General features: G+C 37.6%; 15 protein-coding genes. 9 read left to right on the top strand and 6 right to left on the bottom strand.

Features of this window, described 5'->3' with window-relative positions:
- Positions 1–347 precede the first annotated feature (347 nt).
- From ACFS6I_RS00075 to ACFS6I_RS00050, 6 genes are all read left to right on the top strand, one after another.
- On the top strand, positions 348–1,676 hold the full coding sequence (locus ACFS6I_RS00075) for a sugar porter family MFS transporter (RefSeq protein ID WP_380917221.1): 1,329 nt from the start codon (positions 348–350) through the stop codon (positions 1,674–1,676).
- A gap of 65 nt (positions 1,677–1,741) precedes the next feature.
- On the top strand, positions 1,742–2,671 hold the full coding sequence (locus tag ACFS6I_RS00070) for a carbohydrate kinase family protein (protein ID WP_380917219.1): 930 nt from the start codon (positions 1,742–1,744) through the stop codon (positions 2,669–2,671).
- Positions 2,672–2,730: 59 nt separating this feature from the next.
- Positions 2,731–5,856, top strand: a complete 3,126-nt coding sequence (locus ACFS6I_RS00065; protein WP_380917217.1) for a SusC/RagA family TonB-linked outer membrane protein — start codon at positions 2,731–2,733, stop codon at positions 5,854–5,856.
- Positions 5,857–5,889: 33 nt separating this feature from the next.
- The gene (locus ACFS6I_RS00060) at positions 5,890–7,572 is read left to right on the top strand and encodes a RagB/SusD family nutrient uptake outer membrane protein (protein ID WP_380917215.1); all 1,683 of its coding nucleotides are present in this window, start codon (positions 5,890–5,892) and stop codon (positions 7,570–7,572) included.
- 119 nt (positions 7,573–7,691) lie between these two features.
- Positions 7,692–8,315, top strand: coding sequence for a hypothetical protein (locus ACFS6I_RS00055; RefSeq protein ID WP_380917213.1), 624 nt, complete (start codon positions 7,692–7,694; stop codon positions 8,313–8,315).
- 154 nt (positions 8,316–8,469) lie between these two features.
- The gene (locus tag ACFS6I_RS00050; RefSeq protein ID WP_380917212.1) at positions 8,470–9,972 is read left to right on the top strand and encodes a glycoside hydrolase family 32 protein; all 1,503 of its coding nucleotides are present in this window, start codon (positions 8,470–8,472) and stop codon (positions 9,970–9,972) included.
- A 325-nt stretch (positions 9,973–10,297) separates the two neighbouring features.
- On the opposite strand, the gene ACFS6I_RS00045 is transcribed toward ACFS6I_RS00050, so the two are convergent.
- From ACFS6I_RS00045 to ACFS6I_RS00025, 5 genes are all read right to left on the bottom strand, one after another.
- A complete protein-coding gene (locus ACFS6I_RS00045) occupies positions 10,298–11,770 on the bottom strand; it encodes a TlpA disulfide reductase family protein (RefSeq protein ID WP_380917210.1) in 1,473 nt (490 codons plus the stop codon).
- Positions 11,771–11,797: 27 nt separating this feature from the next.
- Entirely contained in the window at positions 11,798–13,180 is a 1,383-nt protein-coding gene (locus ACFS6I_RS00040) for a RagB/SusD family nutrient uptake outer membrane protein (protein WP_380917208.1), read from the bottom strand.
- A gap of 11 nt (positions 13,181–13,191) precedes the next feature.
- A complete protein-coding gene (locus ACFS6I_RS00035; protein ID WP_380917206.1) occupies positions 13,192–16,542 on the bottom strand; it encodes a SusC/RagA family TonB-linked outer membrane protein in 3,351 nt (1,116 codons plus the stop codon).
- Positions 16,543–16,566: 24 nt separating this feature from the next.
- Complete coding sequence (locus ACFS6I_RS00030) at positions 16,567–17,589, bottom strand: FecR family protein (protein ID WP_208696868.1); 1,023 nt, start codon at positions 17,587–17,589, stop codon at positions 16,567–16,569.
- A gap of 90 nt (positions 17,590–17,679) precedes the next feature.
- Positions 17,680–18,261, bottom strand: a complete 582-nt coding sequence (locus ACFS6I_RS00025) for an RNA polymerase sigma factor (RefSeq protein WP_380917204.1) — start codon at positions 18,259–18,261, stop codon at positions 17,680–17,682.
- Positions 18,262–18,758: 497 nt separating this feature from the next.
- Between ACFS6I_RS00025 and ACFS6I_RS00020 the strand changes: the two genes are divergently transcribed.
- Positions 18,759–19,529: a hypothetical protein gene (locus ACFS6I_RS00020; RefSeq protein ID WP_380917202.1), complete on the top strand. Its 771-nt coding sequence runs from the start codon at positions 18,759–18,761 to the stop codon at positions 19,527–19,529.
- 45 nt (positions 19,530–19,574) lie between these two features.
- On the opposite strand, the gene ACFS6I_RS00015 is transcribed toward ACFS6I_RS00020, so the two are convergent.
- Positions 19,575–20,135 carry a suppressor of fused domain protein gene (locus ACFS6I_RS00015; protein WP_380917200.1) on the bottom strand — a complete coding sequence of 187 codons (561 nt, stop codon included), beginning with the start codon at positions 20,133–20,135 and terminating at the stop codon, positions 19,575–19,577.
- 187 nt (positions 20,136–20,322) lie between these two features.
- Between ACFS6I_RS00015 and ACFS6I_RS00010 the strand changes: the two genes are divergently transcribed.
- Positions 20,323–20,772, top strand: coding sequence for a nuclear transport factor 2 family protein (locus ACFS6I_RS00010; protein ID WP_380917198.1), 450 nt, complete (start codon positions 20,323–20,325; stop codon positions 20,770–20,772).
- Positions 20,773–20,991: 219 nt separating this feature from the next.
- Entirely contained in the window at positions 20,992–21,906 is a 915-nt protein-coding gene (locus tag ACFS6I_RS00005; RefSeq protein WP_380917196.1) for an Rpn family recombination-promoting nuclease/putative transposase, read from the top strand.
- Positions 21,907–21,989: the final 83 nt, after the last annotated feature.

The following is a 21,989-nucleotide window of genomic DNA, read 5'->3' as shown; positions in this document are numbered from 1 at the left end:
AATTATATTTCAAGGTCGCAGAAAATAAAACCGATCATCTTGATCAATTATGATAAAGCGCAGATCCTCGTGTAGACAAATGTCAAATTTCACCCATTTTCAAAGATTTTAAAATACACTTAGTGTAAAAACAACACAGTTTTTGATTTATAGATGAATGTAACATCACCTATGTTTTTTGTCAAAAAAACACTTTTTCACTGTTTAGTAAAGTATTTTAATGTGCTGTTTTTTAATTGTTTATGTGTTTTTTGATCTTGATATAAATTTGATGCAATTTGTCATGTAAAAATTCAGGTCTTGTAATCTTAGCTGTTAATTTTGAGTAAATCAATTATAAATTTAAAATGAACAAAAATTCAGTTTTGATATGGTCATTCGTGGTGGCCTTGGGGGGATTTCTCTTCGGTTTTGACACAGCAGTTATTTCAGGTGCCGAGAAGGCTGTTCAGGTATTCTGGTCTCTAAGTGAATTTCAACATGGTCTTACGATGGCGATCGCGTTATTAGGTACAGTTATAGGAGCAGCAATGGGCGCATATCCATCGGACAGATTAGGACGTAAGAATACTTTGTTTCTGGTTGCCGCACTTTATTTTTTCTCTGCTATAGGTACAGCTCTGGTCCTAGATTGGAACATGTTTATTTTGTTTCGATTTCTAGGCGGGATAGGAGTCGGCGTCTCTTCTGTAACCGCACCAATTTATATTTCTGAAATTTCCCCTGCAAAATCCCGTGGCAAGCTAGTCGGATTATTTCAGTTCAATGTTGTGTTTGGGATCTTGGTCGCATACCTTTCAAATTATTTTATAGGTCAAACAGGGGAAGAGTCTTGGCGTTGGATGCTCGGAGTACAGGCAATCCCATCATTGATTTTCTTTGTGCTGATATTCTTTATTCCGGAAAGTCCCCGTTGGTTGCTTTTGCACCGAGGTAAAAAGGATGAAGCAATAGCGATTATGCGTAAAGTAAGCGGTGATCAAGCTGAAAATGATGTTGAACAGATGTTGAACAGCCGTCAAAGAGGTCAAGAAAAAGGTGAGAGCCAATTATTTTCCAAATCGAACCGTACACCTGTTATTCTAGCGGTACTATTTGCAGTTTTTAATCAAGTATCCGGTATCAATGCCATTATTTATTATGCGCCACGTGTTTTTGAGATGGCAGGTTTAGGCGGTCAGAGTTCTTTACTTTCTACTGTTGGTATTGGTGTTGTTAATTTTGTGTTTACTTTGATTGGTATAAATTTTATCGACAAGATTGGCCGTCGCAAACTGATGTTCATTGGTTCATTTGGGCTAATCGCTTCTCTTTCTCTTGTTTCGCACGCTTTCTTTGCGGGTCAAATTGAGGGAATAAAAGTCACCATTTATTTGATGTTGTTTATCGCATTTTTTGCACTCTCGCAGGGAGCGGTAATCTGGGTTTTTATCTCTGAGATTTTTCCGAATGATGTCCGTGCCAAGGGGCAAACATTGGGAAGCTTAACCCACTGGGTGATGGCCGCAGTAATTACATTTTGTTTTCCTGCATTAACAGAACTGCTTGGTGGAGGTTATACCTTCATGATTTTTGCAGTTTGCATGTTTTTGCAGCTATTGTACGTATGGAAGATGATGCCAGAAACCAAAGGAAAATCTTTGGAAGATATGGATGGACCGATACCCATGCACTAAGTCAGGATTTAAAACAGAATTACGGTTAATTAAGATCATAAACATCTGATTCAGATAAAAATATTATGAAAAACGAGGTATTAAATATTAAGGGGGTTTGTTTTGGAGAAATTCTCTGGGACAATCTGCCTACAGGAAGAAAATTAGGTGGTGCTCCGCTAAATGTTGCCTATCACCTCAATAAATTGGGGATTTATACCGATGTGCTTACAAGGGTAGGGAGCGATGCAAATGGTCAGGAAATTGTTTCATTGTGCCGTGAGCTTTCGATTCCTTTAACATTATTTCAGGAAGATCATATCTTACCTACATCTACAGTAGAAGTCCATATTGATGACAAGAAGGATGTTCGCTATGAAATCGTCTATCCCGTCGCCTGGGATCACATTACACTTGGCGAACTAGAATTACAAACAGTTCGTGAAGCAGATTTTTTTGTGTTCGGGAGTTTATCCACACGAAATGATGTCAGCTACCAGACATTAAAAGGCTTAGTTAAACAAGCAAAATATAAGATCCTTGATGTGAATCTTCGCGCACCATTTTATACAAAAGAACGGATTTTTGAATTGATAGGCTATGCTGATTTAGTCAAAATGAATGAAGAAGAATTGGGCTTTGTTTCGGCGTGGTTAGGCTTACCTCCAGATATGAGCGATCAGTCGAAATCGGAGGCCGTGATGAAACATTTTGCAGTTCCGGAATTGATTGTGACCTATGGCGCCGCCGGTGCAATCTATCATTCTACAACGGGACATTTCAGTCATCATTATCCTGCGCTGAAAGTGGAAGTGAAGGACACAATTGGTAGTGGCGATTCATTTTTAGCAGCTTTTTTATCGTTACGTTGCCGCAATGACAAGAATATCCCTGCAGAAGAAATTTTGGAGTTTGCAGCTACGCTAAGCGGTTATGTTACGCAGAGTAGCGGTGCATGCCCAAATTATGATGCTACGGCCATAAATCGATTTGTGTGGCTGAATGAGTTGCAATAATTAAATTTTACATAAGAAAATCAATCTAAATAATTATCCATTTATAAAATAACCAAATTATGTTTACGAGAGAGAAAATCATGCTGTTTCTGTCTTTGATTCTTTTTTCTGTAGCCAGTTATGCACAGCAGGCAACGATTAAAGGAAGAGTCACAGATAGTGGAACGGCAGCACCATTAGAAGGTGCATCTTTGATTGCCAGAGGTACGGGGCAGGCAACCAAGACAGATGAAAAAGGAGAATTTACGATCCAGGTATCCAGTAGCAATCCTACACTTGAAATATCGAATGTAGGCTATACAACACAAACTATCGCAATCGGGGAAAAGAAGTTTGTGGAGATCCGTCTAGTCAACACAGAACAAGGACTTGATGAAGTCGTGGTGACGGGGTACCAGACAGAGCGGAAACGAGATCTCACAGGTGCAGTCAGTGTGGTCAATGTTACAGAAATGATGAAAGCCCCTGAAAATAATCCCATCAAAGCACTTCAGGGCCGGGTAGCAGGAATGACCGTGACATCTGATGGTAATCCAAGCGGTGCTGCTACAGTGCGCATGCGAGGAATCAGCTCAATCAACAGTAGTCAGGACCCACTATATATTATCGATGGGATGCCATCACAGGGGGGTATGCACGAACTGAATTCCAATGACATTCAAAGTATTCAGGTATTGAAAGATGCTTCATCGGCGAGTATCTATGGTTCTCGTGCTGCCAATGGTGTCATTGTAATTACGACAAAGAAAGGCAAAATTGGAGCCCCAAAGCTTACATTCGACGCATTTCTAACCAATACCTATTTTAATAACCGTATGAAGGTACTCAATTCCTTGGAATATGGTCAAGCTTTATGGCAGGCAACCATGAACAGTGGCGGAAATCCTAATGCTAATAATATTGGATATCAATTTGATTGGAACAATAATGCCAATGGTGATCCACAGTTAAATCATGTGTACGTTTCTAAATATATTGACCGGGAGCATACCATGTATGCTGCTGATACAGATTGGTTCAATGAAGTTTCCAAACCAGGTTTGCTCCAATCTTATAATGCGACACTTAGTTCAGCGACAGAAAAATCGAGTTCGTTTTTTTCTTTAGGATATCTGCACAATAACGGTACAATTAAACATACAAATTTCCAACGGATATCAGCACGTATGAATACAGACTACAAACTCTTCGACGGTAAGTTGGTTATCGGAGAAAATTTCACGGTCAACAATACGGGTGAAGTTCAAGTACCGGGAGATGTCCTAGATCTATCTTTAAAAGCCTTGCCGATTATACCGGTACATACCGTAGACGGAGCAGGATGGGGTGGCCCGTCATTAGGTATGAACGACCGTCATAATCCAATGCGTTTACTGTATGATAATCGAAATAATAAATATAATTTTTGGCGTCTATTTGGCAATGTCTATGCCGATCTACAGATCATAAAAGACTTACATGTCCGTACCAGTTATGGTATTGATTATAGTAATTTTTACAAGCGGAATATGGAGTTTTCTTATCGTTCGGGCTTCATGAACAGCGATCGGAGCGGTGTGAATATGGAACAGAAGCACGGTATGAAATGGACCTTATCCAATACGGCAAACTATAGGAAAGTTATTGAAAAGCATGCAATTGATTTATTAGCTGGTATGGAAATGAATCGTCAAAATGATATCAGCTTCAATGCATATACTGCAGGTAATGGTGCCTTTGCTATTGAAACACCTGAATACATGTGGCCAGGTGTAAGTACTGGAACAGCAGCAGTAGGTGGCGGTTCAACTGGCTTTTCGCTTCTTTCTTACTTCGGAAAGGCGAATTATGCATACGATGACCGTTACCTCGCTTCCTTTACTGTGCGACATGACGGTTCATCACGATTCGGAAAAAATAATCGTTTTGCAACATTTCCAGCCGTGACCGCAGGATGGCGGATTTCAGGAGAGCGCTTTATGGAAGGAACAAAAGGTTATATATCAGATTTAAAACTTCGTGTAGGTTGGGGGCAGACCGGAAATCAAGGAATTGGAGATCTAGCTACTTATGCACTGTTTGTCCCAGAGTATGGTATTGGCGATCCAACCTGGAATATTATAGACGGGACAGCATACGATCTTTCGGGAACAGGATCGGGAATATTGCCATCAGGATACCGTAAAATTCAAACCGAAAATAATGATCTGAAGTGGGAAACAACCACACAGACCAACATTGGGTTAGATTTTTCATTCTTTAATCAGAGTCTATATGGATCGATCGACTGGTATGTCAAAGCAACAAAAGACATGTTGATCAATCCTGCCTATATCGGTGTAGTAGGAGAAGGTGGCTACCGTTGGGCTAATGGAGCTTCGATGGAAAATAAAGGTGTGGACATTTCTGCAGGATATCGTAATAAAACTGCTTTTGGTTTAGACTATGATATAACAGGAGTTTTTTCAGCATATAAAAATAAAATTACCCATTTACCAGAAGCCGTTGAAAATTCATATGGTGGCCGTCAGGGTGATAATATCATAGGTCGGCCATTAGGCTCATTCTATGGTTATGTGACTGACGGAATCTTTCAGAATCAAGATCAGGTCGATGCGCATGTCAATCAGGCAGGTAAAGGTATTGGACGCCTAAGGTATGTGAATGTCTATGATGGCGATAGTCAGATTACAGATCTGGACCGTACTTGGATCGGTAGTCCGCACCCCGATTTTTCATACAGTATAAATATTGCATTGAAATACAAAAGGTTTGATCTATCGGCTTACTTTCAGGGAGTACAGGGTATTGATGTTGAAAATTGGTTAAAGAAGCAGACCGATTTTTGGAGTGTTGATGATGTAAACTCCAATAAAGGTACCCGCTTACTCAATGCCTGGACACCACAGAATGCTAATTCTACTATTCCAGCACTGCAGACAGTAAACAATAACGATGAGGGACGTCTATCCAATTATTTTATAGAAAATGGATCGTATATGAAACTTCGTAATTTATCTCTGGGCTATACATTACCAACAGATACCGCCTCGCGGTTACGCATGAGCCGTTTACGCATATATGTTACCGGTCAGAATCTATTTACCTTAAAATCAAAGAATTTTACGGGTGTTGATCCTGAAAACGTCGGATGGGGATATCCCATACCGACCACATGGACAGCAGGACTTAACATTGGTTTCTAATTAATGAGTGTGTGATTAAAAAAAATTATTCTCATGAAAACAACATTTAATAAAATAATAATAACGGTATTGGCCGCAGGACTTTTGTCCGGATGTAATAAGTTCTTGGACGAAACACCAAAAGGCGTATTGAGTTCCGATCAGGTGAAGGAGCCTGAAAGATTACTTACAGCCACTTATGCAGCATTGGGAAACGATCACTATGATGTTCCATTTAGTTTATGGCCATATGGAACGGTACGATCTGACGATGCCTATAAAGGAGGTTCAGGGCCCCAAGATATACAGGTCTTTCATTTTCTGGAAACGGCAAACAATATTACACCGACTTTTGATGAAGTAAACCGTCTCTGGTTTCAACTATATGTATCGATTTCCCGTGCTAATACCACGATCCGGACGATTCAGGAAATGGGTGATTTTGCGAATAAAGACGAAAAAATGGCAGAAGCAAGATTTCTCCGTGGACACTTTTATTTTATGCTCAAGATCCTTTTCAAATATGTACCGTATATTGATGAGCAAGTGCCGATAGATAGCTATGAAACGATTGATAACCGAGCGTTAACCAATGATGCATTATGGCAGAAGATCGCAGATGATTTTCAATATGCAGCAGATCATTTGCCAGTTGTTCAGACAGAGGTTGGTCGTGCCAGCCGTATTGCGGCTGCCGCGTACTTAGCAAAAACATATTTGTATAAAGCTTACCGTCAGGACAATCAAGAGCGACATGCGGTCACCAGTATAAATCAGACAGATCTTGAAAAAGTAGTACAGAGTACAGATATTGTCTTATCCTCAAATCGTACATTAGAAACAGATTTCGGATTTAATTTCCTGCCGGGTCAATATGAAAACGGTACCGAAGCACTTTTTTCGATTCAATTTTCCAAAGATGACGGAACGAAATTTGGTCGAGTGAACTTATCTGATGTCCTTTCTGTGCCGATGGGATTGGGGTGCTGTGATTTCAATAAACCTAGTCAAAGTTTGGTGAATGCCTTCCGTACCACGGGAAAAGGACTGCCGTTGGATAACTATAATACACTTAATACATTTAATGTTGCGGAGAAATACGATCCTAGGCTTTTTCATACTGTTGCAATTCCAAATTTACCATATAAATACAGTGCGAAACATGTGTATGAAGAAAGCTGGACCCGTAATCCGTCGGAATACGCTATGTACGCCTCTTTGAAAGAAAATGTTGATCCAGACTGTGATTGTTTTGTTCCGATGGTACCCTTTTATGCGAATACAAAAAATCGTATCGTCCTTCGTTTTGCCGATGTATTGTTAATGCGTGCCGAAGCACTTATTGAACTTCACCGTTCCCAAGAAGCACTACAATTAATCAATCAGGTACGCATACGTGCAAAAAACAGTGTGACACTGACGGGCTATGCAACAGATAAGATGCTCATTGAAACGTATAAAAATGGAGAAAATATCATTTGGAACGAAGAAAATGCACGCAAGGCCTTACGTTGGGAGCGCCGATTAGAATTGGCCATGGAGAACGGACGTTTTTTTGATCTTGTGCGCTGGGGGATCGCAGGTGAGTCTATGAACGCTTATTACGATGTCGAAAAATCACGTAGATCATATTATGCTTCTTCCCATTTTACTGCCGATAAGTATGAGTATCTGCCTATTCCGGAAGCACAGATCAGATTGAGTAAATACTTGTATAAGCAGAATGCAGGATATTAACACTTGTTCATTTTGTGATGGTGAAATGAAGTGGAAAAAAATTTCTGCTAAATAAATAGAGACATGAATCAATCAATGCTCGAATGCATTGATATCACTTGTAAAACAATTATAAACGAATGAAAACATTAAAAAATAATATAGGCTTAGGAATTTTCCTGCTATTTATCGGATTGTTTACATCTTGTAAGGAGGACTCAGCTACATCGCTCGATTTGAGTTCGGATGTCAATATCCTTTCTTTTAAAGTGGTAAATACAGCAGGCGTTGTCGATAACGAGAAAGGAACAATTAGTGTGCTTGTACCAGCAGGGACGGATCTTTCTGCGGTAAAGCCGAGTATTGCGCTACCTGAAAATGCAACTGTCGCCCCAGCTTCTGGAAGTGCTCAGAATTTCACCTTTTCTTCAACAACACCGTTAGTTTATCGTGTATATAATGGAAACGTTTTTAATACCTACCAGGTAACAGTTAAGGAGATTATAGCCGAAATAACAGCTTTCCGTATCGGTAACAAAGTGGGTATTATTAATCAAGAAAATAAAAGTATCACCATATATTTACCGGTTGGTACAGCTGTAAAAGAACTCAATCCATCAGTAGAATTTACTAATGGAGCAAGTATAGCACCGGGGCAGGGCGGATATGTTGATTTCAGTTCAGCCGTAAAGTATACGCTTACTTATATGGGGCAAACATTTCCATACACGGTGACTGTAGTTTTGGGCGACGAACCAGCATAAAGAATATGTATACTGCCGCTTTTATAATGCACATATTATAAATCAAAGTTTGAAACTTTTTTAATGAATTGATTAAAGTTAGCGGAATTAAACGGAGAAATAATAATAAAACAATTAATTTGTATTTGATAAACCTTATAGAAAAATTTAAATCATGATGAAGAAATTAGCATTTATATTACTAGCACTTCCTTTATTTAGCTACGCTCAGACTGGAAGTACGAAACAAGATAAGCAAATGGTACAAGTGGAAAATTATCGCCCTTTATATCATTTTACACCTAAAGAAGGGTGGATGAACGATCCAAATGGAATGGTATATAACAATGGTACTTATCATCTTTTCTATCAGCATAATCCAGATGAACCTAAATGGGGTCCCATGCATTGGGGACATGCTACCAGCACAGATCTTGTGCATTGGGAAGAACAGAAAATAGCGCTATATCCGGATAGCCTGGGGACCATATTTTCAGGGAGCGCTGTTATTGATAAAGATAATACAGCTGGTTTTGGTAAAGATGCCATGGTCGCAATCTTTACGCATCACAACCACAAAGAAGAAGACAAGAGAACCGGTTTACATCAATACCAGAGCTTGGCATATAGTTTAGATCAAGGTAAAACTTGGGAAAAGTACAAGGGAAATCCTGTATTACCAAATCCTGGAATCTGGGATTTCAGAGATCCAAAGGTGATGTGGCACGAAAAATCACAAGCATGGATCATGACTTTAGCAACAAAGGACTGTATCACATTTTATTCCTCTAAAAATCTGAAAGAATGGAAGATGGAGAGTAGTTTCGGAAAAGAAAACGGAGCTCATGGTGGCGTATGGGAATGTCCAGATCTGTTTCCAATGACAGATAATGGGGTAACAAAATGGATATTATTGGTCAGTATAAATCCAGGAGGACCAAATGGTGGTTCTGCGACACAGTATTTTGTTGGCGATTTTGATGGAAAGCATTTCACAACAGATGATACCCAGATTAAGTGGTTGGATTGGGGAACAGATAATTATGCGGGTGTAACCTGGAATAATGTGAAGGATCGTCATTTATTTATCGGATGGATGAGCAATTGGCAGTATGCGAATGAGGTACCCACATTAAAATGGCGGTCGGCTTCTACGATCCCACGTGAATTATCACTGACAAGCATAAATAAACAGTATTATGTAGCAAGTAAACCCGCTAAAGAAATTGAAAATGCTTTTAAAATATCGAAAACAATTGCTCCTAAAAAAGTAAACGAGATTCTGTTAAGTGATCATCTGCCTACAGGATTCCAATTGGACATCAGTAAACTGAAAGTACAGGATTTTAAGATTATTTTATTCAATAAAGAAGGAAATGAGCTAACAGTTGGGTATAATAAAGCCAAAGATCAGTATTTTATCAATCGTAGTGAATCTGGAAATATATCCTTTAGTCACGATTTTCCTAAAAAACATGTAGCTCCCCGTCTTTCAAAAGAGTCTCAAGTAGACATGAACGTATTTTTTGATGTGACTTCTGTCGAGTTTTTTGCAGATAACGGACTTTCGGTGATGACAGACATATTTTTCCCTGATAGTCCTATGACCCATTTAAAAATTTCAAGCAATGCTCCTTTAGAATATCAAAATATCATTATTTCAGAATATAAAAAATAGTCAATTACAGCAATAGACGGCTATAGGAATTAATTTTAGCCAGCCCAGAAACGCTTTCTTCATTAGATTGGAGGAAGTGTTTTTTGGATTTTAGCATAGGTGTGGCATCAATTTGATTTATTTACATTCAAAACTTCACTTATCCGCAACTTAGTATTATAAATTTATAATATGTTTAAAATTAGAAAAGCCAGCTTCTATTAAAAAAGCTGGCTTTTGTGATAAAGTGAAAATTTGCAATAATTTTTTAATATTAACCTAGCACAACCGCACCATTGTAGGGTAGTAATTTTCCCTACTATTTTAATTTTAAATCTAGTATTTTTTAACCTTTAAAGGGTTTCTTTGCAGCTTCGATCAACTCCTTCATTTCTAATTTTATATAGTCAACATTCGGCGTTGATCCTGTTAAGAAATATCGAATATTTCCTTCCTTATCAATAATAAATTTAGCAGGAATACCTTTCACACCAAATTTGGCAGCCATTACCTCACCAGTTTGAGGATCTTTTTGATCATCATAAAGAACTTCAAAAGGATAATTATTTTTTGTTATAAAAGACAACACATTTTCTTTATAATTTTTGTCGCGTTCCCAAGTATTCATAAACAAGAATTGAACATCTTTATCATTTGCATATGATTCCTGTGCAGCTTTCATCCCCGGAAATGAACGCACACAAGGCTGACACCAAGTAGCCCAGAAATCAAGAATGACAACTTTTCCTTTTAAACTGGCTAACGATACCTTTTCACCTTTTAAATTGAGCAATTCAAAATTTGGAGCAGGTTTGAAGGTTGCCATCTCTTTAATATGGTCACGTATGGTCTGTGTTAAAGTTTCTTTTAATGATGCATTAAAATTTTCGTAACCCTGAGCAGATCCGTTCAATTCCAAATAGAGTTTTTTAAGATCATTTTCAACAGCAAATTGTCCTTTAGCATATAATTTCGTCAAAATATTGTATGCCTCAAGTTTTCGTCCGGTTCCCATCAACGACTTGTAGTAAACCATTGCTAATCCGTCAGCTTGTTCAGGAGCTGCTTTCAGTGCATTTTCTATGTAACCAAGTGCATCGTTATATTTTTTCTGAGCTACTAAGATATTGACATAAGCAGACATAGAGCTGGCATAACCCATGGAAGCAAATCTTGCTTTATTGTCTTTTTGATCCTCAGGCAGGCTTAGGTAATAATAACTGTCATCCATCGCAGTTTTTAGGATCGGTGCTGCGGTGACTGTATCTCCTGCCGATAATAAAATCTGGCCTACGGGTAGATATCCATTGCCACGCCAAAATTTTTCTTTCATTTCGCCAAGGTAATGGATAGCTTTAGGGGCATTTCCATCATTTGCAAATCCCTGCGCTAAATTGGCTAAAACATAATCATAGGTCAAAAGCTCTTCGCTGAAGTTTTTGGACGGCCACTTTTTGTTCAGGTCATTATAAGCTTTTTCTTTCTCCTGGACAGTAGATGCGTTATAAAAAACATTGGTAATAAAAGCATCGCGGGTCAGTGATCCCTTAGGATATTTTTTTTTCGCAATAGCTTCTACCGAAGCCTGTTGCTGTTCCTTTCCCAATGACCTTAGGATATTGATTGTTGTACGGAACTCTTGCTCTGTTTTATAGCTCTTAATTTCGGTCAAAAGTACATTTGTAAGCGAATCTTTTTGAGCTATGCTGCCTTTTTCTATTATAGGGAGATATTTTTGAAATTTGTCTCCTGATGCCTTTTGTGCCATTACATTAGCTAGGGCAAAAGTCAAGGCAATGATTAAGATTGTTGTTTTCATTTTTTAATAATCAGTTTAGATAATAATTTAGTTTTCGTATCCAGGATTTTGTGTCAGTTTAGTATTGATCAGAATTTGAGCCTGAGGAATTGGAAAAAGCACATCTGTAGGTTGCCAATTTGATTTAACAGGCGAAAGAACCTCGTTAGCACGTTCAGTACGTTTAAGATCAAGCCAGCGATGACCATACTCTCCAAAAAATTCATGCAGACGCTCAGTTTCTATCGCGGTCAATAATTGTGTTTGGTTGCTGCCGTTATTGATACCTGTTAATCCGGCACGACTGCGTACAGCATCAATATCAGCGCGTGCACCGCTTAGGTTATTGAGTCTGCTTCTGGCTTCAGCACGTATAAGATATTGTTCAGCCAAACGTAGTATGATATGATATTCTGCACCTGTTCCAGAAGCTACTTTATACTTAGTGATGGCATAGTAGTTCTTACCTGAAATGGTTTTAAGACTTGTCCAGTTCATTTTTCTTAAATCCGTTGTGGACGATGACTCGAAACTGTTGTATACTGCATCGGGAAGCGTATAACCAGGGACAGCAGTCGCTGCGGTAATGTAGTTTGCTCCGAAAGTTGTGACACCAGTCAGATTTCCCAGTTGAAGGATAACTTCGCTACTGGTGTTTTGGAAGTTTTTGTCTGGAGCAGGCATACCATAATCAGAAGACTGCAATACTTTGGTCGCATACAATTCGGCATTTTGATAGTCTTTTTGATATAAATATACTCTGGCCAATAGGGCACTGGCGGCAGCTTTATTTGCCCGTCCTCTTGGACTGGCAGTTGCATCATAGTTGGTCTGCATTTTACTCTCTGCATCTTTGAGGTCACTGACGATCTGATCATAGACCTGCTGTTTATCTGTCCTTGGTAGAGAAGCATCTTCAAATGAATACAGGTCATTCCGCAATTGTAAAGGAACATCACCATATAGATTCACAAGATAGAAATAAGCATAAGCTCGAAAAAATTTAGCTTCACCTATCAGCTGATCTTTTATAGTTGGCGTGAGGGAATTGGAAGCATCCAAACCTGAGATAGCGTTGTTGGTATTCTTGATCAATTGATAACAATTATACCACAGGTTAGCCACATTATTATTTGTATTTAAGATATTATTACTTGCGAACTCTGTTATACCAGCATCTGTCGCATTATATTGAAGGTCGTCTGCCGCGATTCCAGTAAAGAACGTGGTCGTACCAGACAAGTTGATATTTAATACTGTGCTGTACAATCCACGGATCACACTATTTGCTGATGCATCTGATGCAAACGCATCTCCAGTGATAACCTGAGTCGGTGGAGCGCCAAGATCTACAAATTTTTCGCAGGAACTAAATAAAAGTGCCCCATTGGTCAGTATAAGCGATATGATGATTTTATTGTTTAATTTCATTGTTGTACGTTTTAAAATTGACAGTTAAATCCAAAGACAATTGTGCGCAGTGGAGGTAGCACTTGTGCGATAGTTCCTGTACCTAAACCAGATGGACCACCCTGGACGGTAGTTTCCGTATCCAGTACATACTTATTTTTTGCCCAGGTAAACAGATTCTGCCCCTGCATAAATACACTACAATTGGACATTCTCAATCTTGAAGTCCAGTTTTTTGGCAGGTTATAGGAAAGATTTATAGACCTCAATTTAATATAAGATGCATCCCCGTACACAGCATCAGAGCTACTGTATAGATTGTATGAATTATTTAAAGCAGTTCCTGCAGGCGTAGAAGTTGGTGATGACGGGGTGATCGCACCAGGAATATCTGTATTCGGATTTGTTGGAGACCATCTTCCAAGCCAGTATTCATTCTGGTTAACCATTGCTCCAGGTCTTGTATTTAAAATTTTGGTTACTCCAAATCGATGGTTAAACTGGAAAAATACGCCCAGCTCAAATCCTTTGTATGAAAACGTATTATTAAATCCACCATAAAAAGGTGTTCCTAAATCAGCAACATAACGGTCATCTCCATTGATAACTCCATCACCATTACGGTCCTCATAAGTTGCTCTGCCAGTTGTTTCATCTACCCCTTGATAATGATAAAGACGGATCAGATTAAGCGGTTCTCCAACTAGAAAACTGCTTGCATAAAACGTATTTTCAATTCCTGGAAATTCCACTAATTTATTTTTATAGAATGTGAAGTTGGCCGATGTTTTCCATGTGAAATTTTCTGTAGCAATATTGGTGGTATTCAATTCCAATTCCAGACCTGTATTTTGAATAAGTGCAGGAAGATTAGCCTTATAACTGTTATACCCAACTTGAGTACTTAGAATAAGATCGGTAATCTGATCACCTGACCGGTTTCTAAAATAGTTACCCGTGAATAAGATGCGGTCTCTTAAGAAACCAAGATCCAGCGCAAATTCCATCTTTTTGGTTGTTTCCCATTTGATATATTCATTAGGAAGTGTTCCAATGTTCATCGAAGGATTATTTAGATAGGCTGTAGCAGAGGAATAGAGTGGCAGATACATATAGTTTGATATCTGATCATTCCCGGTTGTACCATAACTTGCTCTTAACTTCCCGAAACTTAGAAACGGCAGTTTGTCCTGCACAAAATCTTCTTTTCCAAATACCCAGCCAAGGCCTATCGCGCCGAAATTTCCAAACCTGTTTTTTGGGCCAAAACGTGAAGAACCATCCCTTCTGAATGTTCCATTAAATAAATACTTCTCATTCCAGTCGTAATTCACTTTTCCAAATACAGCATTATATTTATAATAAACAAGATTGTTGCTTGCAGTGAAAGTTCCTGCTGCACTGAGCGATCCTAAAAGTGCATCATTGCTGTAATTAGATCCATTAGTTGTCTGTGAGCGGGAGGAATTCTGCTGGAAACTCGTACCGATTAATGCTGTTAATTTACCTTGACCAATATTTTTGACGTAATCCAATGTGGGTTCGATAATCCAGTTCTCAGCTTTTGTATTAGAAAAAGCAGATGAGCCCAATGGATTCGTCAGGGTATTATTTAAGGACGAAATCGGTGTCTGGTTATTTTGGTTCAGCTGTGTTATGGTGTACCCGAAATTTGTTTTAACGGTCAGTCCAGGGATAATCTTATAACTCAAGTTTGCATTTGAAATAAGGTTATTTGTAGTTCCTATGTATTTTCTGTTGAGCATAGCAATAGGATTGTTGATCCCTGCTGATGACGGTAGCCAATAAAATCTGCCGTTGTCATCATAAATAGGGTAGTTGGGAGGCAGGTTGTACATGGAAGTAATATCCGAAGATGGCATATCCGAATTATCATTGGCATAACTTACAGATAGTGCCGCATTAAACTTCTTGTCTGCAGACGTATGATCCAGGTTGAGACGAGAGGTAAACCTGCTATTTTTACTGTCTCCATAAAATACCGTGCTTTCGCGTCTGTATCCTGAATTAAAGAAAAAGCGTGTAGATTCATTTCCGCCGGACATATTCGCTTGCATATCGGTAATATGACCTTTATTGCCGATCAGCATTTTTTGCCAGTCTGTAGATTTATTCTGGTCCCACAACAAAAGGTCTGGAGCATTTGTTGCAGTTGGTACCATACCATCATTAACAAAAGCTTCCTTTCTCAAGGATAGGTATTCTTCCAGATTCATCATCGGGATAAATCGATTAACTTCCGTAAATCCAGTGTTAAAATTAACACCGATGCGCGTGCGTCCCGATGATCCTTTCTTTGTCGTAATCAATACGACACCATTGGCACCACGGCTACCATAAATTGCTGTGGCATCGGCATCCTTCAGTACATCTATACGTTCAATGTCAGAAGGGTTAATCATACTAAATGGACTTAGACCGCCAGAAGATCCAGAAATACCAAAAGAGTTTAGATTGTCGGTTGCAGGTTGACCGCCGTTAAAATTCGTGAAAGGCACCCCATCAATAACGTACAAAGGAATAGACCCTGAGGTCGTCCCGCTTAATGAAGCCTGGTTTCTGATCTGTATCTGTACCGCACTTCCTGGTACACCGTTATTTTGGGCAATCAGTACACCTGACATTCTACCCGCTAATGCTGCCAGGGGATTACTTACAGGTTGAGATGCAATATCTTTAGCTGTTATCGAAGCTACGGATCCCGTATTTAATCGACGTGTTGTTGTTCCATATCCGATCACGACAACTTCTTCTAAACTGCCTTCTTCAGGCTTCAACCGGATAGGAGTCGTGTTTGCTAGAAGCTGTTTGGCTGAGATCTCCACCTTCTGGTAACCCATGAAAGAAAATATGATGGTGATATCTTCATTGGGTATCCTCAATCCCCACTGTCCATTCACATCAGTAGCTGTACTTGTCTGTATATTCCGGTATGCCTCTTTTTGCCAATCTTTTATTATCACGGACACACCTGCTAACGGAGAGCCATTTTCATTAAGTACTTGTCCGGCCAAATGTAGCTGACTTTGTTTCTTTTCTTTTATGGCTATTATATTATTATCCAGCAGTTCCCAGGTCAGATTACTTCCTGAAAGAGATTTTGAGAGCACGTCCTTGATACTGATTTTGTCAGCTATAATATTTACTGTTGAATTGGGAAGTATAGCCTTGCTGAAGAACATTTTGTATTTACTGTTTTCATTTATTGTCTGAAACACGTCTTCCAGTTTGCCAGACTTTATGGATACATCAATTTTTTCAGTTTGTGAATAGGCAAAACTCTGCACATGCACTGTGCTGAGGCAAACCAGAAGCAGTGCCAATCTGGATTCTTTTTTAAATTTAGGTACTGTTTTGTTCATATGAGTTATGTAGGTTAGTTTGTTTTAAAATAGCTGTATTTGATTGTTACCTGTCTTTTTGATCTGGAAGTAATTGACCGTCTGCAGTGCTTTTAAGATATTGTCTAAATCTTCATTTTCAAATGTCGCAGAGAAGCGCTGAGTTGCGATTTTACTACTTAAGATCTGTATCTCCACACCATACATACGTTCTAATTTTATAACAATATCTGCCAATCTTTCATCACGGATGGTCATCCGTTTAAGCATCCATTCTGTTTCGAGTGCAGTACCGTCTTGATTTGAGACAACTAAAGGCTGGACTGCAACTGTGGCATTTTGCAGAGAAACAACTTTTGGATTGGTAGATTGTGCATTGTTATGGATAATCGCATTAGACAGCACAAACTTTTCATTCGGGTTCAAGATAAATTTTTTATCCGTATGGCCAGTTTTCCATATCGAAACTTTTCCCCGTATTAAAGCAGTTTCTGCATTTCTTTCATTTTCATAGTCACGAACATTAAAAGCAGTTCCCAGGACGCTGATTTCCATTCTAGGAGTATGGATGATAAAAGGTTTTTTTGGATTTTTAGCGACATCGAAAAATGCTTCACCTATTAAAATCACTTCACGTTTAGAAGAGTCTTTAAAAGAATTAGGATAAATAATTCTACTGGATGCATTTAGCGTAATTTTTGTTCCATCTTCTAAGGTAATATGGCGCTGTTGTCCATTTGCTAAGTTGATTTCTATATTTTTTAAGCTACTGTTTTTGTACAGATATTGATATGCAATAGAAATACAGAAAAGTGCTACAGTCGCGGCAATAGCAAGTTTAATCATACCGATTTTTCGGATGGGTGTTGGAGAAATTTTCTTTACGACATTTTCCTGGATTCTTCTTTTTATTTCATTCTGTTTTTCATGATCAAGTTGATCCAAGATATCTGGGCGTGATGAAAAACTTTCAAAAAAATTTTCGACAATTTCCGCTTCCTCTTTGTTGCATTTACCTTTTAAGTATTTATCTATAAGATTTTGAAGCCTTGGGTTATGATGTTCCATTTTTGATTAGTACAGTATTTATATATACAGTGTACTTAAATCGGAATATCGTACTAGTCTAAAAGTGATTTATTTGCAACTTGCTTGAAATCAATAAAATAAAGTTAGTATAAAAACTAAAAAATGTTGAATGATTAATTTTCTTAGCTTAGCAATGGAGATACCTAAATGGTTTTGTATTGTATTTTGTGAGCTTTCAGTCATTTCGCTTATTTCTTTTGTAGAAAATTCATCGAGATATCTCATTTTAAAAATTTCTTTTCTTTTCTGTGGCAAATGGGCAATCCATTCTTCTATTAGAGATTTTAAATCTTTTTCAGCATATTGATCATATTCGGAAATCTCATTTTTCTGCATTAACGATAGATTTTCTTCGAGCATTGATTTTGTTCTCCTGTTTTTCTTGTAAACTTCAAAAACTTTGAACTTCATACAGGTACGCAGATAGGCTTCAAGATTCTGGATATCTCTCACCGCTCTCTGCTGCCAAAGATCTATAAATACATCTTGCACCACTTCCTCACAAAGAGCCATATTATTAAGTCGTTTAAAGGACTCATTCACTAGAACGGACCAGTATCGCTCATAGATAACGTTGAAAGCATCCAGATCGCCCAATTTTAGACGCTCTAGTAAACTCTCGTTACTATGCCATACATGTTCGTTTTTCATTATGATATTAGTGTGAATCACTTGGTTTTGGTTTCCAAATGTTTAAATAATATTGTATTTTTTTTCAATTATAATAATATTTATGGCTTATGACAACTTTTTTGTTAATTTTATTCATATATCCTTTATGAAAAAACGTATTCGGTCTGTATGGGTGATAATATTTGCATGAGTTGAGGAGTCCATAATTTCTTGAATAAGAATTTTATACATGATTTATGCTGTTAATAATCAATTGGTTTATAGTCGAAGTTAACATTTGTTTATGAAGAAAGCGTAACAGTGTTTTACTTTCGAATATATTATTGTACATAAATTTTTCACGACTGTTATGCTGAAATTTTTATTGCATAATACCAGTTTTTCAAAATTTATTATTGTTTTATATTAAATAATCGTTTTATGATTTAAGAAAGGAATTCTTATGTGAATAAAATGCTGAAATATTCATCATTAATCAACATATTTAATAAGGGATAATAAAGCGTCTATTTAAAATGGGTACATTTGATTTTTTGAAACGATGGAATAGCAAACCTTCAATAAAGAAGAGATTAAGAAAACTGCTTAATTCCTTTAATGAATCATTTGCTGATAAGCAATATTTTCAACAAAGTGTAGAATACAACCATCAGGAGGAGTGGGAGCTTACAATTGAAAGTCTGATAGAGTTAGGTATTAACGGAACCGTACAGTTCACTAAAGAAGTGTGGGTTGAACTATATCAGCTGGCTAACGAAATAGGGCTAGATGAAGATGCAAATTATTGCCGAAAACAAATTGACCTGATAACATCTGAAATTTATGAAATAGACGAGGTTGATAAATTAGGATTTACAAAATCTGAATTGGAAGAGTATGACAAGCACGTCAAGTTCTACTATACCAATATCGTAAATTCGCTTATTCTGTTCACTTATAACTCTAGAGAACTAGCGTTAATGGCATCTCCCTTTTTCAACCCAATGACAGAGCTTTATGAGGAATTGGAATATGCGTATATACCTGTGTGCTTCGAAACGGTATTTAGGAAAAAGCTAATACCAATCATATACAAACAAGAACTACTGACGTTCAAAACTAAGGTGGATCAAATGCCAAGTGAGATATGGGATTGGGAATATTTGGAAGAACATCCGAGCTGGATAAACATAAGAACTGATGCTGAAGAAATATTAAAGAAAATGGGAATACTGCACCGCGTATATGATTATTCATTCACCAATATAATATCATCAAGTGGAGAAGTGATCAAAAAGAAAGAATAGTAATAAGATTTTGAACAATAATCTTGAATCAAAAAATGTTAATTTTTAAATTAAACTGGCTCTTTCAGGACTTAGATAATTTAATTCTTTTTCTTCAAAAATTGTCTCTAGAGCATCATATCCAAATTCAATTTTAAAATCCCGTTCAGCTTTTGTTATAGGAATATACCAAAAGCATTTGATGGTTTTATGATCTATATCTATTTGCTCATAGTCAGGTTTTTCCAGATAAGGAAAAGATATAAAGCCATGGTCGCATAACGATTCCCTCAACCAAGGTTGTCCTAAATTAACTGTGTGATGTAAGTTCAATGGCGCATCGTTTCGATGGTAGCTTGCACAGTAGCAGAGAAGGTCTACAAGTAATGAATTCTTTTCAGCGGCATAAATGAATAACTCAATCAAGTTTTCATCCCACCTGTTTAATGACATTCCTACTGTACAATAGGTGTACATATTATGAATCTGATTGGGAGGAAACTCTAATATGAAAAATTCAGGATCGAGTTTATTTATTGGTCCCTTATCAATTTTATGCACAATTCCTGAAATACCAAAGTATTGTTCATAATGCCTCTTCAACTTATCTATATAAACATTGATCATATTTTATACAACAATTTATGTACTGAATTTAGCATTTTGAATCGATCCATGCAACTTCACCTATCTATTTCCCTCATTCACCGAGTTTTTAATTGGTTTAATCTAATTGCCATAGGGTAGGGACGAATCACACCCTACTTTTGAATCAACAAATAAGATAAAACTAACAATATAACATAAAGACATTATGAATACTATAGCAAAAACATTCGCAGCAGCAGCCTTGATCGCAGTATCAACATTCACTATGGCAGCAGGCAAACCAGAGGTATCAAACCCTAAAAAAGCAGTAGTCAACTTATCTACAGCAGATTTAGCCATTGATCATTATGTAGCAGTTATGACAGAGGGTCAGTCGGCAGGAGTAGAGCAGTTGTTTACATCCGATTTTAGTCAAAAAGTTCATGCATCAGAAGATAAAAGCAATAGCCGTTCAGAAGTTATTTCCTTCTTAAAAAAGCAAAAAGGTGAGCAGCTGAATTGTAAAACCAGCACCACTATCGTACAGGAGTCAGCAGACTATATGATCGCCAAAGTAACCATGCAGTTTGAAGGTTTTACCAAAACCGATCTCGTGACTTTAGTCAATGACGGCGGTAACTGGAAAGTATCCCAATCGATCAATTCTTATAAGTAATTTATTGTTTAATCATATGTTTAGTTAAAGCCACGTCGTAAGATGTGGCTTTTTTTGTGTCTGGAAAGCAAGACTAGGTTAACAAGTTAATGCTTTTGTTGCCAGCTAGCCGACAACAAACGACTACTATCGACAACAAACGTTTAATAACCGGCTAATAATTTTAGTTTTTCTGATGTTTGCTTAGCAATATTAATTATTTAAGCAAAGCATATTATTATGAAAAAGACAAAAAGTAACATGGGCAAGTATGTTGGTTTTAGTGGCGACTGGAGTTTTAAATTTTATTTTGGAAGAGAAGAAAATAAGCCTATTTTAATTGGATTTTTAAATGGACTCTTTGAGGGAGAGAAAGTTATTCAAGATCTTTATTATCGGCCTTTGGAGCATGATGGCGATGTTGAAAATGATCGGAAGGTTATTTTCGATCTCTATTGTACCGGTATTGATGGTGAGCATTTCATTATAGAGATGCAACAGCTTTATCAAGATTTTTTTAAAGACCGGACCGTTTTTTATACATCCAGGCTTATCAATAAACTTATACCCAAGGGCTATAAGGGAAATACATACGAACTTCCCGAAGTATATTTTATCGGTATCTTAGAGTTTGAGTTAGGAGAAACTGAACGCGGTAAGTATTTTTACGATGTTGCCCTTTGCGATAAGCGGAGTAATCGTGTTTTTTATGAAAAGCTTGGTTACAAGCTCTTAGTATTACCAAATTTTAATAAGAATGAGGCTGATATAAAGACAGATATGGATATGTGGTTATATCTATTGAAAAACATGAGTAAACTTGATAAAATACCGGATTTTTTGGATAAGCGGGTATTTGGTCTTATCTTTGACATAGGCGAAGTCGCAAAATTAACACCGGAGGATAAGATGGCATACGAAGCAAGTTTAAAACATAAGCGCGATGCAGAGAATACCTATTCTACTGCTCAGCGTATTGGACATGATCGAGGTTTAAAAGAAGGCTTAAAAGAAGGTTTAAAAGAAGGGATTGCCCAAGGCGAACACAAAAAAGCCATTGAGACAGCTTTGAATTTGAAAGAGATGGGTTTGTCTACTCAACAGATTGCCAAAGCTACAGGCCTTACCATCGACGAGATTGGAAAGCTGAAATAAATCAAATAGATCATATAAAATGTAGCGTCCTAGAATAGGTTGACATATAAATTTAACGATAATTATCCTTACTTGACTATTTC

This window comes from Sphingobacterium anhuiense, assembly GCF_042686355.1.
In the GTDB taxonomy this organism is placed as follows: Bacteria; Bacteroidota; Bacteroidia; order Sphingobacteriales; family Sphingobacteriaceae; genus Sphingobacterium; species Sphingobacterium anhuiense.
Note: the sequence above shows the minus strand (reverse complement) of the source record. Positions and strands in the feature narration are given on the sequence as shown.

Bases quoted from the DNA above. Each gene is read 5' to 3' on its own strand.
- ACFS6I_RS00075 (WP_380917221.1), top strand. From the start codon at position 348: ATGAACAAAAATTCAGTTTTGATATGGTCATTCGTGGTGGCCTTGGGG.
- ACFS6I_RS00070 (WP_380917219.1), top strand. From the start codon at position 1,742: ATGAAAAACGAGGTATTAAATATTAAGGGGGTTTGTTTTGGAGAAATT.
- ACFS6I_RS00065 (WP_380917217.1), top strand. From the start codon at position 2,731: ATGTTTACGAGAGAGAAAATCATGCTGTTTCTGTCTTTGATTCTTTTT.
- ACFS6I_RS00060 (WP_380917215.1), top strand. From the start codon at position 5,890: ATGAAAACAACATTTAATAAAATAATAATAACGGTATTGGCCGCAGGA.
- ACFS6I_RS00055 (WP_380917213.1), top strand. From the start codon at position 7,692: ATGAAAACATTAAAAAATAATATAGGCTTAGGAATTTTCCTGCTATTT.
- ACFS6I_RS00050 (WP_380917212.1), top strand. From the start codon at position 8,470: ATGATGAAGAAATTAGCATTTATATTACTAGCACTTCCTTTATTTAGC.
- ACFS6I_RS00045 (WP_380917210.1), bottom strand. From the start codon at position 11,770: ATGAAAACAACAATCTTAATCATTGCCTTGACTTTTGCCCTAGCTAAT.
- ACFS6I_RS00040 (WP_380917208.1), bottom strand. From the start codon at position 13,180: ATGAAATTAAACAATAAAATCATCATATCGCTTATACTGACCAATGGG.
- ACFS6I_RS00035 (WP_380917206.1), bottom strand. From the start codon at position 16,542: ATGAACAAAACAGTACCTAAATTTAAAAAAGAATCCAGATTGGCACTG.
- ACFS6I_RS00030 (WP_208696868.1), bottom strand. From the start codon at position 17,589: ATGGAACATCATAACCCAAGGCTTCAAAATCTTATAGATAAATACTTA.
- ACFS6I_RS00025 (WP_380917204.1), bottom strand. From the start codon at position 18,261: ATGAAAAACGAACATGTATGGCATAGTAACGAGAGTTTACTAGAGCGT.
- ACFS6I_RS00020 (WP_380917202.1), top strand. From the start codon at position 18,759: ATGGGTACATTTGATTTTTTGAAACGATGGAATAGCAAACCTTCAATA.
- ACFS6I_RS00015 (WP_380917200.1), bottom strand. From the start codon at position 20,135: ATGATCAATGTTTATATAGATAAGTTGAAGAGGCATTATGAACAATAC.
- ACFS6I_RS00010 (WP_380917198.1), top strand. From the start codon at position 20,323: ATGAATACTATAGCAAAAACATTCGCAGCAGCAGCCTTGATCGCAGTA.
- ACFS6I_RS00005 (WP_380917196.1), top strand. From the start codon at position 20,992: ATGAAAAAGACAAAAAGTAACATGGGCAAGTATGTTGGTTTTAGTGGC.